This window comes from Nocardia sp. NBC_01730 (assembly GCF_035920445.1).
Classification (GTDB): Bacteria; Actinomycetota; Actinomycetes; order Mycobacteriales; family Mycobacteriaceae; genus Nocardia.
Map to the genome: position 1 here is coordinate 6,761,735 of NZ_CP109162.1, position 17,366 is coordinate 6,779,100.

Below are 17,366 nucleotides of genomic sequence, written 5' to 3' on the forward strand. Positions count from 1 at the left end.
ATTTTCGGCCACTTGCGGGTTATCAGTTCTCGGCGAGCTGACGGGCGATGACCAGGCGTTGGATCTGGTTGGTCCCTTCGAATATCTGCATCACCTTGGCTTCGCGCATGTAGCGCTCGACGGAGAAGTCCTGGGTGTAGCCGTAGCCACCAAACACCTGGACCGCGTCGGTGGTGACCTTCATCGCGGCGTCGGTGGCGACGAGTTTGGCCACGCTGGCTTGGCGGGAGTATGGCAGGCGCATGTCACGACGCCGTGCGGCGTCGATATACGTGGCGCGTGCGGAGTCGACGGCGGCGGCCATGTCGGCGAGTACGAAGCCGAGGCCCTGGTGGTCGATGATGTGGCGGCCGAACGCCTCGCGTTCCTTGGCGTAGGCGACGGCCTCGTTCAGGGCGCGTTGCGCCAGACCGGTGGCGACCGCGGCGATGCCGAGTCGGCCGGAGTCCAAGGCGCTGAACGCGATCGAAAGTCCCTGTCCTTCGTCGCCGATCAAGCGTTCGGCGGGCAGGAACGCGTCGTCGTAGGCGGCGGTGGTGGTCGGCACGGCACGCAGGCCCATCTTCTCCTCAGGCTTGCCGAAGCTCAGTCCATCGGCGTCCCGTGGGACCAGGAAGCAGGAGACGCCGCGCGAGCCTTCACCGGTGCGGGCGAACAGGGTGTAGAAATCGGCGCGGCCGCCGTTGGTGATCCAGGCTTTGGCGCCGTTGATTCGGAAACCGCCCTCGACGCGAGTCGCCCGACAGCGCAGCGCGGCCGCGTCCGATCCGGCGTGTGGCTCGGAAAGGCTGTAAGCGCCGATGGTCTCGCCGGAGAGCATCCCGGGCAGCCAGCGCTGCTTCTGCTCGTCGGTACCGAAAGTGAACAGCGGATGGCACGACAGGCTGTGCACGCTGACCGCGACCGCGACGGCGGCCCAGCGGGCGGCCAGTTCCTCGAGCACCTGGAGGTACACCTCGTAGGGCTGGTCGCCGCCGCCGAACTCTTCCGGGTACGGCAGGCTGAGCAGCCCGGCCGCGCCGAGCGCGGGGAAGACGCCGTCGGGGAAAGTCCCGGTCTTCTCGCAGTCGACCACCCGCGGTTCCAGCACCTTGTCGGCAATGTCGCGGGTCAGTTCGAGCAGATCCCTGGCCTCGGGGGTGGGCAGCATTCGGTCCACTGGCATGTCGTCTACTCCGGCGGTCACTCGGTGCGTTGTCTCGTGACTCACAGTAACCGCGGCCTTGCCGGAGCCTGCCTTCCTCCGGCTCAGCGGTCCACGCCGGGCATGCGGCCGCGTTGCCGGGCGCTCGGCGGCTGGATCTGCACGTGCAGCTGTGTGCACAGCATGTGCGTGACTTCGATGTGACGCTCTAGGTTTCGCGCTGGTCACCGCGCCGCCGCCTAAGGAGATCCGAAACCGCACCTGAGCCTGTGCGATCAGGTTTGTCTCATTCGGGTGATATCGGTTCACTCGACTGGCGCACAAGCGCCACACTCGACTAAGACAGAAAGCTGTTCGGATCCGGGGGCGACCGGTGTGTCGGCGGCAACGCAGGGGGCGCCGCCGCCACACCGGCCCGGGAATGCTGGTGTCCGACGCGCTTCCTGCCCTATTATCTGCGTATGAATGCAGATAACCAGGAAATGCGTCCTCTGCTCGCGGAAGACCAGGTCGGGCTGGTTGTCGAGGTATTCAGGATGCTGGCCGATCCCACCCGTGTGCAGGTGTTGTGGGCCCTGGTCGACCGCGAACTATCGGTGAACGACTTGGCCGGACAGGTCGGCAAGCCCGCATCCTCGGTGTCGCAGCATCTGGCGAAACTGCGGATGGCGCGGCTGGTGAATACCCGCCGATCGGGCACGACGATCTTCTACAGCCTGGAGAACGAGCATGTTCGGCAGCTGGTGATGGACGCGGTATACAACGCCGAGCACGCCGGGCCCGGTGTCCCGCCGCATCACCGCGGCGACGGCGCGGTCCACGAACTGCCTCGACGGGACGGGACGGATGCCCGATGAGCCACGCGAAACATGCTGCCGGAGCGGAAAGTCCGCGCGAAGCGGATGTGCACCTGCACGAACACCACCTCGGCCACGCGCACCGGCACCGGCACCATGTGCATGCCGGACACCGCAACGCGCACCAGCAATCAAGAGGTCTGCGCGGCGTTCTGCGGGAGATCTTCGTTCCGCACAGCCACGATGCCGCCGACAGCGTGGACGACGCGCTGGAGACCAGCGCGATCGGCATCCGCGCGGTCAAGATCAGCCTGGTCGTCCTCGGGATCACCGCGTCGCTGCAACTGCTGGTCGTCGCCGCGTCCGGGTCGGTGGCGTTGGCGGCCGACACCATCCACAACTTCTCCGACGCGCTGACCGCCGTCCCGCTGTGGATCGCGTTCGCCCTTGGTCGCCGGGCCGCGACCCGGCGCTACACCTACGGATTCGGCAGGGCCGAGGACCTGGCGGGGCTGTTCGTCGTCGCCATGATCGCCCTCTCGGCGTTGACCGCCGGATATCAGGCGGTGCGCAGACTCATCGATCCGGTGCCGATCGAGCATCTGGGCTGGGTCGCCGCAGCGGGAGTGATCGGGTTCCTCGGCAACGAGACCGTCGCCCTCTACCGGATCAGGGTCGGGCGCCACATCGGCTCGGCCGCGCTGGTCGCCGATGGACTGCACGCGCGGACCGACGGGCTCACATCGCTGGCCGTGCTGCTCGGCGCGGGGGGAGTGGCGCTCGGCTTCCCGTTGGCCGACCCGATTGTGGGCCTGCTGATCACGGTCGCGATCCTCGCGGTACTGCGGACCGCGGCACGGGACGTGCTGCGCAGGCTGATGGACGCGGTCGAGCCCGGATTGATCAGCGTGGCCGAACGGGCGCTCGCGGCCGAGCCGGACGTCCAGGGCGTGCGCAGCCTGCGCATGCGCTGGATCGGGCATCGCCTGCACGCCGACGTCGAACTCGACGTCGCACCGACGATCACGCTGGCGGACGCCCATCGGGTCGCGCACGACGCCGAGCACACGCTCACCCACGTCGTGCCGAAACTGAATACCGCCGTGGTCCACGCGTATCCGGCGCACAGCGGGGCGGACCGGACCGCTCCGACCGGGCAGCCGAGCTGACCAGCGGAGACTGATGGCGATCGCACGTCCGGCCGGATTCCAGCTAGGCCTTGCCCGCCGCGCCCTACTGTTGGGTAGCATCGCCGATGTGATGTGGCTCATGGTCAGTGCGTGCTAAAGCATGCCGGCGCGCGTACCGAACCTGTCCACGCTTCCCGACCTGGTCCGATGGAGCCACGTGCCCGAGCATCTCAGCTCGGGTACCCGGTGTGCCTTCGTACCTCTCGGCGTCACCGACGATGTGGCCTGGGACGACCCCGAGCGCGCGCTGTGCGCCGTGCTCACCAGCGGTACACCGATTCGGTACCCCGAGGTGATGCGCTGGGTCGGGTTGCCCTACGGGATCACGTCGGAGACGCCGAAGGTTGCCGACACCGACTTGGCTTTCTGAGGGGAAGTCACTGAAGAAAAAGGAGTTCCGATGTTGAGCACCATGCAGGACGAGCCGTTGTCGCTGGCCACGTTGCTGCGCTACGCATCGACGTTTGTCGGTGATTCCACCGTGTCCACCTGGACCGGTACCGGCGTACGCACCATGACCTACCGTGAGGTCGGCGCCGAGTCGGCGCGGCTGGCGAACGCGTTGCGCGGGTTGGGGATCGGCGTCGGCGACCGGGTCGGTACGTTCATGTGGAACAACAACGAGCACTTGGTCGCCTACGTCGCGGTGCCCGCGATGGGTGCGGTGCTGCATGCGCTGAACATCCGGCTGTTCCCGGACCAGGTCGCGTACGTGACCAACCACGCAGAAGACCAAGTCGTGCTGGTGGACGGCACGTTGGTGCCGATGTTCACCCAGCTGCTGCCGAACATGAAGACGGTCCGCCACGTCATCGTGGTCAATGGTGACGCGACGACGCTCACCGCGCCGGCTGGTGTCCAGGTGCACTCCTACACCGAACTGCTCGGCGCGCAGCCGGATACCTACGACTTCCCGGTGATCGACGAGCGGTCCGCCGCGGCGATGTGCTACACCTCCGGCACCACCGGAGACCCGAAGGGTGTGGCGTATTCGCACCGCTCCAACTGGTTGCACGCCATGCAGGTCGCCGCGAACAACGGAATGGGCCTGCACGGCACCGACACCATCCTGGTCATCGTTCCGTTGTTCCACGCGAACGCCTGGGGCCTGCCGTACGCGGCGCTGATGTCCGGGGCGAACCTGCTCCTGCCGGACCGCTTCCTGCAGCCGGGCCCGCTGCTCGAGTGTATGGCCGCGCAGAAGCCGTCCTTCGCCGCTGCGGTGCCCACCATCTGGGGCGGTGTGTTGGCGGGGTTGGCGGCCAATCCGCAAGACATCACGCACCTGCGCTCGGTCGTGGTGGGCGGCTCGGCCGTTCCGCCGTCGATGATGCGCGCCTTCCAGGACAAGCACAGCGTGCGGGTCCTGCACGCGTGGGGCATGACGGAGACCTCGCCGCTGGGCAGCGTCGCGCATCCGCCGGCAAGCGCACTCACCGAGGAGGACAAGTGGGCCTACCGGGTGACCCAGGGTCGGTTCCCGGCCGGCGTGCAGGCTCGCCTGGTCGCCGACGATGGCAGCGTTGTCCCCGCCGACGGTGAATCGCTCGGTGAGGTGGAAGTACGCGGCCCCTGGATCACCGCCTCCTACTACTCGCCGGACGGCGTGCCGGTGGACGCGGAGAAGTTCCACAACGGCTGGCTACGCACCGGCGACGTCGGCAAGATCAGTCGGGACGGCTACCTCACCCTGGTGGACCGCTCCAAGGACGTGATCAAGTCGGGCGGCGAATGGATTTCGTCGGTGGACCTGGAGAACGCCGTGATGGGGCACCCCGCGGTCGCCGAGGCGGCCGTGATCGGCGTACCGGACGAGAAGTGGGACGAGCGGCCGCTGGTGGCGATCGTGCTCGCGGAGGGGGCCGAGGCGAAGCCTGAAGAGCTGCGCGAGTTCCTCGCCGGCAAGTTCGCGAAATGGCAGCTGCCGGAACGCTGGACGTTCATTGCGGAGGTGCCGAAGACCAGCGTGGGCAAGTTCGACAAGAAGCGGTTGCGCACCCAGTACGCCGAGGGCGACTTGGACGTCACCACGCTCGGCTGAGCACACCGCCCCACGTCACCACTTCAGCATCGGCAGTGGTGACGTGGGATTGGTCCACAGTCGCCGCGCGGCCAGCCGCACCAGCGCGCGGTGGAAGCCGTTGTCTGGATACCGTTTCACCAGGTCGCGGTAGGTCGCCCTGGGTACGCCGAACCGGCCGAGCAGACCGAACTCGACGTCGATCGCGTCGGCGCGGCGGAAGATCTCGACCGCGTCGTCCGGCGCACCCGCGGCACGGATCCTGTGATGCTCGGTGATCATCGGCACAACGACCTCGGCCAGGTCGCTCCGGTCGATGCTCGCCAACCAGGCCCGTGCGTGGTCACAGGAGGGCGCTAGGTAGTCGAAGGTGCCCGCCGACCAGATGCCGATGTCGTGCAGGGCGGCGGCTGTCAGATACTCCTCGCGGCTGCTCGGTGACGGTTGCTGATCATCTGCCAGAAGATCGCACATGGCTAGCACGCGCAGCACGTGATTGGTGTAGGCCGCGCGGTCCCCACCGAGCTGTTGCTGCCACGGCGACAGCCTGTCCTCGATCTCATTCCGAAGATCGTTGCTGCTCATGCCGGTTCACATTACTCGAAGCGCCGGACAGCAGCCGGTGCCGACGCGCGGGGTGCGGTGCTGACAAGAGAACACCCGGCGCGGGCCGAAACCGTGTGCCGCGCCGGGTGCTAAGAGTTTGCTGATCAGCAGTTGCGCAGCTCCGGGTTCTGGTTGAGCAGCTGAGCCCTGGTGCCGATGAACGTAGTGTAGGTTTCGCCGCCGACCGCGGAGATCGGGAACGCGGCCACCCGGTGGCAATTCTGGAAGGCGAGCTTCACTCCGAAATGGCGTTCCAGCCCGCCGCGGATCGCGTCCGAGGCCATGGCGCGCAGCAGCTGCCCGCGGGCGACCTCGTCCGGGGGAGGAACCGTGTTGTCGGCGAATTCGGCAGTGCCGGACTGCAAGTCACCGGCGACCCGGCTGACGACTTCCCAAGCGTAGGGCAGCGAAGTGCGGACGACCTCGACGAAGTCGGCGTCGTCGACCTCGCCGCGCTCGGCGCGTTCGAGTAGTTCGGTGGGGACATCGAGGGACATAGCGCTTTCCTCCAGGGATAGACGGTCGATGCGATGCCCCTCGATTCTAATCGAAAGTCGTTGTCAACAAGGCTGGATTCGGCGCGAAAGTGCTGACTCCAGTGCGCTTTTCGTATCGGCGGCCAGCGTTCGCACCAGTTCACCTGCGGGTAACTCCGGTGCCAGGGCGTGCGTTTGCCCAGCCCACAGGTTCACTTCGTCCGAGTTGCCTGCCGCCCGTGCTGCCGCCCGCAGCGGGGCGGTGGCGTAGTGGATCTCGGGGTAGGCGGCAGGCGCGGTCGCGGTGTGCTCGATCATGAATCGGTTGCGCAACCCGCGCGCTCGGCGTCCGGTGAAGGCGCGGGTGAGCATTGTGGGGTTGTCCTCAATGAGCACGGCGCGGTGCACCTGATTGGTGCCTGCCTCGGGGCAGCGCAGGAATACGGTGCCGAGCTGTGCGGCGGCGGCGCCCGCCGCCAGCGCCGCGGCGATGCCTGCGCCCGTGATGAGACCGCCGGTGGCCACGAGCGGCCGATCGGTGGCCGCGGTCAAGATCTGCACCAGGGCCAGGAGTGTGAGCGGATCGGTCGCGTCGTCGGCCGGCCGGTCAACGAAGGTGGCGCGGTGCCCGCCCGCCTCCGCGCCCTGGGCGATGAGGACGTCGGCGCCCGCCTCGACCGCGACGCGCGCCTCGGCCGCCGACGTCACCGTCACCCACACCTCGGAGCCGGCGGCATGCAACCGGGCGATCTCCGTGGTGGTCGGGCAGCCGAAGGTGAACGAGACGGCCGCGACCGGATCGGCGACGAGCAGGTCCAGCTTGGCGTCCCAGTCGTCGGTGTCGAACTTCGCGTCCCCGAGCTCGTGGTCGGCGCCGAGTTCGGTGAGATAGTCGGCGAGGTCGGCGGCGGGCGTCTCGGGTCCCGGCACGAACAGGTTGACGCCGAACGGCTCGGCGGTCGCGGCGCGGGTCGCCGCGATCCGCGCCGCGGTGTCGTCGGCGCTCAGGTAGCCGGCCGCCAGCTGGCCGAAACCGCCCGCTTCGGCGACCGCGGCGGTGAGCTCGGGAGTGGAGGGGCCGCCCGCCATCGGGGCCAGCACGATCGGGACGCCAAGTTGGTCGATGATCACGGTCCAAGTCTCGCTCATTTGGACGTGTGACCCAGCGCTCACCAGCAACTTTTCCGCACAAGGTTGCGGAATGGTCACGACGAGGTAGAGTTCCCGTCACAACGGACGCCAAAACGTTATCTAGTTCGGCTTCACCGGATCGTTATAAACCGGTCGTCGCCAAGTATGGCATCCGGGATGGACCCCTGTTCTTCGAGGCAAGGACGCAGTTTTGTCGCAGCACCGTGTAGGCCCCAGTTCTATTACCGTCATGAGCCTCATCGGCGATGGTGTCACGGGTCGGCCGACGCGGCACCGCGCCGAGCCGTCATCGACGGGCCGGGCGAAGTTCGCCGCCAGCGTCGTGGTTGCCACAGGCGCGCTGATCGGCACCGCCACCCAGGTCACCTACGCGTCCCCGCAGTTGCCTGGTGCGCACGACGCCGACGACGAGGTGGCCACCCAGGTCGCTGCGAAGGACACCGGCATCACGCAGGTTGCCGAGCTGAAGACCGCGCAGGCGCCGGTCGTCGAGGCCGCGGCGGAGCTCGCTCCGGCCGCCACCCAGGCCGCCACCGCGGTGGCCGCTCCGGTGGCCGCTCCGTTCGGCATCCCGAACCTGCCGCCGGAGGTCGTCGGGCCGCTGGCTCAGGCCGAGGAGGCCCTCCGGGGCGTGCAGCAGCAGGTCGCTCCGCCCTCGGCGGTGCGCCCGGTGGGGGGCGAGATCAGCTCCGGATTCGGCAGCCGTTGGGGTGCCATGCACTACGGCCTGGACTTCGCCGACACGCTCGGCTCGCCGATCCACTCGGTCAGCAACGGCACAGTGATCGAGGCGGGCCCGGCCTCCGGGTTCGGCCTGTGGGTGCGCGTGCTGCAGGACGACGGCACCACCGCGGTCTACGGTCACGTGAACGAGATGTTCGTCCACGCGGGCCAGCGGGTGAACGCGGGCGACGTGATCGCCACCGTCGGCAACCGGGGCCAGTCGACCGGTCCGCATCTGCACCTGGAGATCTGGGACCAGGGCGGCACCAAGATCGACCCCATGCCTTACCTGGCCGCCAAGGGCGTGCCCTTGGGATGGGGCCCGTCCGCGCACTGAGTTCGGCTGCCGGGCTTGCTGTTCCGACGATCACTCCGGTATCCACCGCGGGATGTCCACACCGCGGCGGCACGATGAGCGCTTCGAGATTCGGTCTGCTCGAGCCGCCCCACGGACACCGGTCGGTCGTTAGGCTCGGGCCGTGACCGAGCTGGGCGACATCTTCGAGCCTGGGTCACCGCACGGCCGCACCTACGCCGTGCTGGTGCACCATCCGCGATCGAGTCTCGCCGATATCGCGCAGTACCTCGGCGTTTCGGTAGACTTCGCCGCGGACTCGTTGGATCTGTTGTGTGAATTGCGCGCCGCGGTTCGCATCGAGTCGCCCGACGGCGACCCGGTATGGGACGCGCACGCGCCGGAATCGTTGTCCGAAGCCGAAGCGCGGCGCAGGCAACAAGAGATCAACCAGATGCATGCTGCCGCAGCGCGGCTGAGCGAGACGTTTCGTTCGGTGCGCCGCTCGCCACGCGGCAACGGCGCCGTGGTGCCGGTGTTCGAGCGCTTGGAGATGCTCGCGGATTTCGAGGAGATGCAGACCGGTGCGCGCGCCTGCGTCAAGCTGGTGGAACGCGGACCCTATCTCAGCGATCTGGACCGTGAGCGACAGTTGTTCCAGCTCAAACGGGCCAGGATCGGCGAAGGAATCCGCTACCAGACCCTCTATCAGGACACCGTCTACCAGGACTCGGAGCGCCTGCGGCACGCACTGTCCACCAATGCCAGTGGGGCCCAGGCCAGAACGCTGCCCGAGCCGCCGTTCAAGCTGATCATCAGTGACGACGAACGGGCCAGCCTGGTGTTGCACGCCGACGAACGCAGACCCGACCCGATGGGTCTGCGGATCACCAGCTCATCCACGCTGGACCTGCTGATCAAGACCTTTGACGTGCTCTGGGCACTGGCCGCGCCCATCTCGGTGAATCCGACCGCGGAGGCGTTGGACGAACGCGACCGGGCGATCCTGACCCTGATGGGTCTCGGCGCCACCGACGACACCATCGCCCGCAGGCTCGGGATGTCCCGGCGCACCGTGGTGCGCCGCACCGCCAGGCTGCTGGAGCGGCTCGGCGCGAGCACCCGGTTTCAGGCCGGGGTGCAGGCCACCCGGCGTGGATGGTTGTGAACTGGTTCACCGATTCGGGTGCTCCCGCAACATGACAGAACCTGCGTCGATCTGACGGCAGGCATCAGGCAACGCGCCACTTCCATGAGGGACCGGGCGGCGTTCGACGAAAGTATGGCAGTACCAAGGGGAAGCGGACCGCCGCAGCGGCAGCCGTGGCAATCCAGTCGCGCGTGGCTACCGATCAGTCCCTAATATGATCTCTCGGACCGTACTGGCCCCGGAAAACACGACCTTGATCGGGGTTTGGCCGGGTTCTGGCTTGACGCGAGAGGTGAATGCACTCGAATGGAAACCGCCCGTCGATCTGCTCGAGGTAGCCGTCGCCGCAGGTCGAGCAGTTTGCTTTTCGGGCAGTTACTCACCGCCGCGGTCGAGTCCGCCGCCACTGAGGTCGCGATCAGGTTCAATCCGACGGGAGATCCCGCCGACGATCGCGAGTTGACCTACGCCGAGCTGGACTCGGCGTCCTCGCGGCTGGCGAGGGAGTTGATCGAGCGTGGTGTGGGTCCGGGCGATGTGGTCGCCATCGGTATCGCGCGCAGTGTGGAGTCGGTGTCGGCGGTGTGGGCGATCGCGAAGACCGGTGCCGCCTATGTGCCGGTGGATCCGATGTATCCGACCGATCGGATCAACCACATCGTCTCCGATTCCGGTGCGACGGTGGGTCTGACCACTTCGAGGCATCGTGCCGTGCTCGGCACCGCCGTGTATTGGATCGAGTTGGATGATCCGGTGCAGGCGGAGCGCATCGCCGCGCGTGCAGAGCATCCTATTTCGTATACGGATCGGGTTCGTCCGCTGGATGAGCGGCATCCGGCGTATGTGATCTATACCTCGGGGGCGACCGGCAAGCCCAAGGGCGTCGTGGTGTCGCATAGTGGTTTGGCCGGGTTGGTGGCGGCTGAGCGCGCGCATTATGGGGTGAGCGAAGAGTCGCGGGTGTTGCATGTGTGCTCGCCGAATTTCGATGTTTCGGTGCTGGAGTTGCTGCTGGCGTTCTCTTCTGGGGCGATGTTGGTGATCGCGCCGCCGTCGGTGTTCGGTGGGCATGAACTGTCGGATCTGTTGCGGCGTGAGCATGTCACGCACATGTTGATCACTCCGGGTGCACTGGAATCGGTGGACCCGACGGGGCTGGACGATCTGCGGGTCGTGGTGGTGGCCGGGGACAAGTTCGGTCCGGAGCTGGTCGGCCGGTGGGCCGGTGAGCGGGAGTTCTACAACGGTTACGGGCCTACCGAGGCGACGATTCTGGCCACGAGTACCGCGGTGATGGTGCCGGGTGATCCGATCACGATCGGTTCGGCGATCGCGGGAGTCGGTGCGTTCGTCCTTGATTCACGGCTGCGTCCGGTGCCTGCCGGGGTGGTGGGTGAGTTGTATCTGTCGGGTGCGGCGTTGGCGCAGGGTTATCTCGGGCGGCCGGGGTTGACCGCGGAGCGGTTCGTGGCCAGCCCGTTCGATGCCGGTGCCTTTGGTGGGCGGCTCTACCGGACCGGTGATTTGGTGCGGCGTGTGGAGTCCGATGGTGGTGAGGGTGGTGTCATCGAGTATTTGGGGCGTTCGGATTTTCAGGTGAAGGTCCGTGGGTTCCCTGTCGAGCTCGGTGAGATCGATAACGTGTTGACCGGCCATCCGGACATCGACTTCGCGGCGACGTTGGGTAGGGCGTTGCCGTCGGGGGCGACGGCTTTGGTGTCTTATGTGTTGGCCGGGACCAAGGCAGTGGTGGATACCGGTGCGCTGAAGGAGTTCCTCGCGGAGTCGTTGCCCGGGTATATGGTTCCGGCCGCCATCATGGTGCTGGATGAGATCCCGTTGACCCCGGTCGGCAAACTCGACCGTGCGGCGCTACCCGAACCCGTCTTCGCCGCACGCGCGTTCCGCGCGCCCTCGACTCCGGTCGAAGAGATCGTCGCCGAGGTGTTCGCCGCGCTGCTGGTGCCCGAGGAGGACGGCCGGGTCGGCGCGGATGACGACTTCTTCGAGCTCGGCGGTAATTCGCTGCTCGCCGCGCAGGCTGCGGCGCGAATCGGTTCCGCGCTGGATGTGCGGGTTCCGGTGCATTTGCTGTTCGAGGTGACAACGGTGGCTGCGCTGGCGGCGCGTGTGGAACAACATGCGGGTTCGGCTGTCGGTCAGGCGTTGCAGGCACGTCCGCGCAAGGGGCGGGTGCCGTTGTCGTATGCCCAGCAGCGTATGTGGTTTCTGAACCGTTTCGATCCGGCCAGCGCGGTGAACAACATTCCGACCGCGGTGCGTCTGTCGGGTCGGCTCGATGTCGATGCGTTGCGGGCAGCGGTGGGTGATCTCGCGGAGCGGCACGAGGTGCTGCGCACCGTCTACCCGGAGGTCGACGGCGAGGGCTACCAGCTGGTGCTGCCGATGGGTGACCCGCGTGCCGTGCCGGAGTTCGTGGTCGAGCAGGCCGACGAGGCCGCGGTGCCCGCGCTCGTCGCTGCCGCGGTGACGGAGGGCTTCGACGTGACCACCGCGCCGCCCATGCGGGTGCGCCTGCTCGCGTTGAGTGCGACCGAGCACGTGCTGATCTGCGTGGTGCACCACATCGCAGGCGACGGGTTCTCGATGGGCCCGTTGACTCGTGACCTGATGCACGCGTACGTGGACCGGATGCGCGGCGTTGCACCGGGATGGCCCGCGCTCGAGGTGCAGTACGCCGACTATGCGATGTGGCAGCGTGAGGTCCTCGGCGCCGAGGAGGACCCGGATTCGGTACTGGCGCAGCAGATCGCGTTTTGGCGTACCGAGCTGGCCGGGTTGACTGAGCAGTTGGAGTTGCCTACCGATCGTGCGCGTCCCGCGGTCGCGTCTCACCGTGGTGCGACGGTTGGTTTCGAGATCGACGCCGATGTGCATGCGGCATTGAGTCGTCTTGCCCACAGCCATAATTCGACGCTGTTCATGGTGGTCCACGCGGCGTTGGCGGTGCTGTTGGCCCGGTTGTCGGGTACCCGCGATATCGCGGTGGGTACCCCGATCGCGGGGCGTGGTGAGGCCGCGCTGGATGATCTGGTCGGTATGTTCGTCAACACGCTGGTGTTGCGTACCGAGATCGATTCCGGTGCGCGTTTCGATCAACTGCTGCGTGCGGTGCGTGCGGTCGATGTCGCGGCGTTCGGTCACGCCGATGTGCCGTTCGAGCGGCTGGTGGAGTTGCTGGACCCGGCACGTTCGGCAGGCCGGCACCCACTGTTCCAGGTGATGTTGACCTTCCAGAACCTGGCGCGCACAGAGCTGGAACTGCCAGGCCTTTCGGTGTCGGGGGTAGACCCGGCCGTGCCGCTGGCCAAGTTCGACCTACAACTGACACTGGTCGAGAACATCGACCGGCGAGGCGAAGCGCATGGCATCTCAGCGGCGTTCACCTATGCCACCGACCTCTTCGATCAAGCAACCGTGCACGACTTCGCCGACCGCTTCGGACGCATTCTCGCGGCTGTGACTGCTGACCCGAACGTGCCGGTCGGCGATATCGACGTGCTCGCCCCTGGTGAGCGTGACCTGGTGCTACACGAGTGGAACAGCCCGGGTGCGACAGTGCCCGAGGTGACCCTGGTGGATCTGCTCGGCGCGCAGGCGCGCAGGCGGCCGAACGCGGCCGCGGTCCGTTTCGGTGACACCACGCTGACTTTCGGTGAGTTGCGACGTCAGGCGAATCGGGTGGCTCGTGCGTTGATCGCGCAGGGTGTTGGTCCGGAATCGCTGGTGGCGGTGGCGGTTGCGCGATCGGAGGAGCTTCCCGTCGCGTTGTTGGGAGTGCTGACAGCGGGTGCGGCGTACCTGCCGATCGACACCACCTATCCGGCGCAGCGGCTGGAGTTCATGCTCGTCGACGCAGCACCGATCTGCATCCTGACCACGGCGGACGAGCGCGACGCGGTACCGACCGGCAATATTCCGGTGATTCTGCTCGAAGAGACCGCAAACTTCGCCGACGACCCGGTCGGTGACACCGATCGCATCGCGCCGCTGCGTCCGGACAACCTGGCGTATGTCATCTACATTTCGGGTTCGACCGGTGTGCCCAAGGGTGTCGGCGTGGCGCATCGCAACGTGGTGGAGCTGTTCGCGAACACTCAGCTGCTGTTCGAGTTCGACGAGACCGACGTGTGGACGCTCTTTCATTCGTTCGCGTTCGACTTCTCGGTGTGGGAGTTGTGGTGCGCGCTGGCCAACGGCGGCACCGTGGTGATGGTCGACTACCTCACGTCGCGTTCGCCGGAACAGTTCCGCGAGTTGCTGATTCGCGAGCAGGTCACAGTGCTCAACCAGACCTCGTCGGAGTTCTATCAGCTCGCCGAGGCCGACCGTGCCGCGCATCCGATCGACCAGGGCAAGTTTGCGCTGCGCTACGTGGTCCTCGGCGGTGAAGCGCTGGATCTGCGCCGGCTGCGGCGCTGGTATGAGCGGCACGGCGTGGACGCACCATGGCTGGTGAACATGTACGGCATCACCGAGACCACCGTGCACATGTCGTTCCTGTCGCTGGACGAGCAGATGGTGGACAACGCGGCCAGCGTGATCGGCCGTGCACTGCCCGGCCTGGACGCCTACGTGCTCGACGACAGGTTGCACCCGGCGCCGGTCGGCGTTGCGGGGGAGATCTATGTCGCGGGCGACCAGCTCTCCCGCGGCTACCTCGGCCGCTTCGGAGTGGCCGCCGCGCGATTCGTCGCGAATCCGTTCGGCGCGCCGGGATCTCGGATGTACCGTACCGGCGATATCGGCCGCTGGGTCGGTCTCGGTTGGCAGGCCACCCTTGAATACGCGGGTCGCGGCGACCGGCAGGTCCAGCTGCGTGGTTTTCGTGTCGAGCTCGGTGAGATCGAGTCGGTGTTGCTGGGTTGTGCTGGTGTGAGCCAGGCTGTCGTGCTGGTCGGTGTTGATGAGCATGTGGGTGATCGGCTCGTCGGCTATGTGGTCCCCGATGCCGGTGCTCAATTGGATCCGGTGGTGTTGCGCGCTCAGGTTGCCGAGTTTCTCACTGGCTATCTGGTTCCTGATGTCATTGTCGTGCTGGAGGTCCTGCCGCTGACTCCGAACGGTGAGCTCGATCGCAGGGCGTTGCCTGTGCCGGAGTTCGTCGGTTCGGTGACTTTTCGTGCGCCGAGGTCGCCGGTTGAGCAGGCCGTGGCTGATGTGTTCGCCGGTTTGCTTGGTGCCGGTGAGGTCGGCTTGGATGACGATTTCTTCGCTCTCGGCGGTAATTCGCTGATCGCGACCAGGGTGGTCGCGCGGATCAATGAGGCGTTGGACGCGAACGTCGCGGTGCGCGAGTTGTTCGAGGCGTCCACCGTCGCTGCGTTGGCCGCCCGCGTGACGCCCGGTACCGGTGGTGGTGCACGTCCGCAGCTCGCCCGCGCTGAGCGGGTGGAGTTGGTGCCGTTGTCGTTGGCGCAGCAGCGGATGTGGGTGCTCAATCAGTTCGATCCGGCTTCGCCTGCGTACAACATCCCGTTGGCGATCCGGTTGACGGGTGTGCTGGATGTCTCGGCGTTGGGTTATGCCATGGCGGATGTGCTGGAGCGGCATGAGTCGCTGCGTACGCGTTATCCGGTGCGTGGGCCGGGTGGGTTGCCGTATCAGGAAGTCTTGTCGGTGGCTGAGGCGCTGCCGGGTGGGCTGGAGGTGGCGGTCACCGATGACCCGGTCGGTCGGGTTACCGAGCTGATGGCAACCGGGTTCGATGTGACCGAGCAGGTTCCGGTGCGTGCTCTGCTACTGGAGTCCGGGGCGGATGAGCATCTGCTGGCTGTGGTCGCGCATCACATCGCCGCCGATGGCGCGTCGATGGCGCCGCTGGCCCGTGATCTGATGACTGCTTACCTGGCCAGGATCGGTGGCAACTCGCCGCGTTGGTCGCCGTTGACGGTGCAGTATGGCGACTTCGCGATCTGGCAGCGCAGCGTGATCGGTACCGACGATGACGAGAATTCGGTGGCTGCCCGGCAGTTGGCGTACTGGCGTGACCAGCTCGACGGGTTGTCCGGTGAGCTGGAATTGCCGCTGGATCGTCCGCGTCCGGTGGTATCGACGATGCGTGGGGCCAACACCGGGTTCGTTGTTTCGGCCGAGGTGCATGAGGCATTGACCAGCCTTGCACGCGAACATAATTCGACGTTGTTCATGGTCGTTCACGCGGCGCTGGCTGTGCTGCTCGCGCGGTTGTCGGGAGACCCGGACGTAGCTATCGGCACGCCGATCGCGGGTCGTGGCGAGCGTGCGCTCGATGATCTGGTCGGCATGTTCGTCAACACCTTGACACTGCGCACGGCGGTGGAGTCGAGTCTGCCTTTCGTGGAGCTGGTCGATCGGGCGCGGGAGACCGATCTGACCGCGTTCGCCAACGCGGATATTCCGTTCGAGCGGGTAGTGGAGGTGGTCGCGCCCGGTCGGGCGACTACGCGCAGTCCGTTGTTCGGGGTGGTGCTGTCGTTCCAGAACAATGAGCAGCCGGTCTTGGAGTTGCCGGGGCTCACTGTCGCCGGGCTGGACGCGGGCATGGTCGCGGCGAAGTTCGACCTGCAGGTGAATGTCGATCCGCACCATCGCGAGGATGGTTCGTTCGGTGAGCTGGACACTGTCTTCACCTACGCCGTCGACATATTCGACGAGTCCACGGTCCAGTCGTTCGGGCGCAGGCTGGAACGGATCCTGACCGCTGTGGCCACCGACCCGAATGTCCTGGTCGGCGACATCGACATCCTCGACCAGGTGGAGCGGGAGCGAATGGCCGCCGCCGTACCCGCGAGCCTCGAGGCGCCCACGGCGACCGCGGGCACGGCGTTGACCCAGGTGTTGGCGGCTGCTGTGGAAGACGATCCGGAGGGCCCGGCGGTGGTTTCCGGCGAGAACGCCCTGTCGTATCAGGATCTGGATGCTCGTTCGTCGCGGTTGGCGCGGGTGCTGATCGGGCGTGGTTGCGGGCCGGGTACGGGTGTCGCGGTGCTGCTCGAGCGCGGTATCGAGGCGATGATCACCGCCTGGGCTGTGCTGAAGGCGGGTGCGGCGGTGGTGCCGGCGGCCACACTCGACGCGGCGCTGCCGGACGGGCTGGAGATCAAGGTCGGGGTCACAGTCGGTGGCTCGCGCTCGATCGGTGCCATCGACTGGCTGGCGCTCGATGATCCCGGCGTTGTCGCCGATGTCGCCGCCGAGTCGCCGCGCCCGGTGACCTACGCGCACCGTATCCGTGCGCTGCGCGGCAGCGACCCGGCGTTCAGCGGGGAGCAGGTGCTCAGCTACGACGGGTTGGCCGCGGCGGCCGGAGGGCTGTGCGCGCGGACCGAGCTGACCTTCGAATCACGCACCTTCCAGCACGGCAGCGCGCAGTCGCTCGCCGCGCTGGTCGAGATGGTCGCCGCCGGATCGGCGGGCGCATCGGTGGTGCTGGTCGCGGAGCCCGACAGATCCACTGCCTTGACCGAGTCGCTGGCCGACGAATGGGTCAGCCATCTCGTGACAGATCGTGCTGGATTGGACACACTGGATCCGACAGCGCTGGAGGATTTGCGCGCTGTGGTGCTCGACAACGGTGTTGGTGTCGGTGCGCCAGGCTCCTGGGCTCGAGTGGATTCGATCGTCGAGTTCGCCGAGTTGTTGGGCACGGAATGACCGTGCAGTCGCGGTATGGGCTGCGGCCGAGAGCCGGTGCCGGATCACCACGAGCGAGACCTTTCCAGCTCGATCCGGCCAGGCTCGGCGAAGGGCGGCTGGAGCGTCTCGGCGCGAGTACCAGGTTCCAGGCGGGGTGACAGCCACCTGGGCGCGT

General features: G+C 66.9%; 11 protein-coding genes. 7 read left to right on the forward strand and 4 right to left on the reverse strand.

The window, feature by feature from the left end; translation table 11 throughout:
• Positions 1-22: 22 nt before the first annotated feature.
• Positions 23-1,165 (reverse strand): acyl-CoA dehydrogenase family protein, encoded by a 1,143-nt coding sequence (locus OHB12_RS28630; RefSeq protein ID WP_327112442.1) that lies wholly within the window; start codon positions 1,163-1,165, stop codon positions 23-25.
• Positions 1,166-1,605: 440 nt separating this feature from the next.
• Between OHB12_RS28630 and OHB12_RS28635 the strand changes: the two genes are divergently transcribed.
• The 4 genes from OHB12_RS28635 (at position 1,606) to OHB12_RS28650 (ending at position 5,172) form a co-directional block, all read left to right on the forward strand.
• Positions 1,606-2,001 (forward strand): ArsR/SmtB family transcription factor, encoded by a 396-nt coding sequence (locus OHB12_RS28635; protein ID WP_327112444.1) that lies wholly within the window; start codon positions 1,606-1,608, stop codon positions 1,999-2,001.
• Entirely contained in the window at positions 1,998-3,110 is a 1,113-nt protein-coding gene (locus OHB12_RS28640; protein WP_327112446.1) for a cation diffusion facilitator family transporter, read from the forward strand. The genes OHB12_RS28635 and OHB12_RS28640 overlap by 4 nt, the downstream gene beginning before the upstream one ends.
• A 121-nt stretch (positions 3,111-3,231) precedes the next feature.
• The gene (locus OHB12_RS28645; RefSeq protein WP_327112448.1) at positions 3,232-3,501 is read left to right on the forward strand and encodes a hypothetical protein; all 270 of its coding nucleotides are present in this window, start codon (positions 3,232-3,234) and stop codon (positions 3,499-3,501) included.
• 30 nt (positions 3,502-3,531) lie between these two features.
• A complete protein-coding gene (locus OHB12_RS28650) occupies positions 3,532-5,172 on the forward strand; it encodes a long-chain fatty acid--CoA ligase (RefSeq protein ID WP_327112449.1) in 1,641 nt (546 codons plus the stop codon).
• Positions 5,173-5,187: 15 nt separating this feature from the next.
• On the opposite strand, the gene OHB12_RS28655 is transcribed toward OHB12_RS28650, so the two are convergent.
• From OHB12_RS28655 to OHB12_RS28665, 3 genes are all read right to left on the reverse strand, one after another.
• On the reverse strand, positions 5,188-5,736 hold the full coding sequence (locus OHB12_RS28655) for an HD domain-containing protein (RefSeq protein ID WP_327112450.1): 549 nt from the start codon (positions 5,734-5,736) through the stop codon (positions 5,188-5,190).
• Positions 5,737-5,861: 125 nt separating this feature from the next.
• A complete protein-coding gene (locus OHB12_RS28660) occupies positions 5,862-6,254 on the reverse strand; it encodes an SCO5389 family protein (protein WP_327112451.1) in 393 nt (130 codons plus the stop codon).
• A gap of 63 nt (positions 6,255-6,317) precedes the next feature.
• On the reverse strand, positions 6,318-7,382 hold the full coding sequence (locus OHB12_RS28665) for a nitronate monooxygenase (protein WP_327112452.1): 1,065 nt from the start codon (positions 7,380-7,382) through the stop codon (positions 6,318-6,320).
• 232 nt (positions 7,383-7,614) lie between these two features.
• Between OHB12_RS28665 and OHB12_RS28670 the strand changes: the two genes are divergently transcribed.
• The 3 genes from OHB12_RS28670 (at position 7,615) to OHB12_RS28680 (ending at position 17,209) form a co-directional block, all read left to right on the forward strand.
• Positions 7,615-8,445 (forward strand): M23 family metallopeptidase, encoded by an 831-nt coding sequence (locus OHB12_RS28670; protein WP_327112453.1) that lies wholly within the window; start codon positions 7,615-7,617, stop codon positions 8,443-8,445.
• Positions 8,446-8,587: 142 nt separating this feature from the next.
• The gene (locus OHB12_RS28675; protein ID WP_327112454.1) at positions 8,588-9,571 is read left to right on the forward strand and encodes a LuxR C-terminal-related transcriptional regulator; all 984 of its coding nucleotides are present in this window, start codon (positions 8,588-8,590) and stop codon (positions 9,569-9,571) included.
• A 288-nt stretch (positions 9,572-9,859) separates the two neighbouring features.
• Positions 9,860-17,209, forward strand: a complete 7,350-nt coding sequence (locus OHB12_RS28680; protein WP_442799873.1) for an amino acid adenylation domain-containing protein — start codon at positions 9,860-9,862, stop codon at positions 17,207-17,209.
• Positions 17,210-17,366 lie beyond the last annotated feature (157 nt).

Excerpts from the sequence above, each read along its gene's own strand:
- OHB12_RS28650 (WP_327112449.1), top strand. The coding sequence starts at position 3,532 with ATGTTGAGCACCATGCAGGACGAGCCGTTGTCGCTGGCCACGTTGCTG.
- OHB12_RS28665 (WP_327112452.1), bottom strand. The coding sequence starts at position 7,382 with ATGAGCGAGACTTGGACCGTGATCATCGACCAACTTGGCGTCCCGATC.
- OHB12_RS28680 (WP_442799873.1), top strand. The coding sequence starts at position 9,860 with ATGGAAACCGCCCGTCGATCTGCTCGAGGTAGCCGTCGCCGCAGGTCG.
- OHB12_RS28655 (WP_327112450.1), bottom strand. The coding sequence starts at position 5,736 with ATGAGCAGCAACGATCTTCGGAATGAGATCGAGGACAGGCTGTCGCCG.
- OHB12_RS28640 (WP_327112446.1), top strand. The coding sequence starts at position 1,998 with ATGAGCCACGCGAAACATGCTGCCGGAGCGGAAAGTCCGCGCGAAGCG.
- OHB12_RS28670 (WP_327112453.1), top strand. The coding sequence starts at position 7,615 with ATGAGCCTCATCGGCGATGGTGTCACGGGTCGGCCGACGCGGCACCGC.
- OHB12_RS28630 (WP_327112442.1), bottom strand. The coding sequence starts at position 1,165 with ATGCCAGTGGACCGAATGCTGCCCACCCCCGAGGCCAGGGATCTGCTC.
- OHB12_RS28660 (WP_327112451.1), bottom strand. The coding sequence starts at position 6,254 with ATGTCCCTCGATGTCCCCACCGAACTACTCGAACGCGCCGAGCGCGGC.
- OHB12_RS28645 (WP_327112448.1), top strand. The coding sequence starts at position 3,232 with ATGCCGGCGCGCGTACCGAACCTGTCCACGCTTCCCGACCTGGTCCGA.
- OHB12_RS28635 (WP_327112444.1), top strand. The coding sequence starts at position 1,606 with ATGAATGCAGATAACCAGGAAATGCGTCCTCTGCTCGCGGAAGACCAG.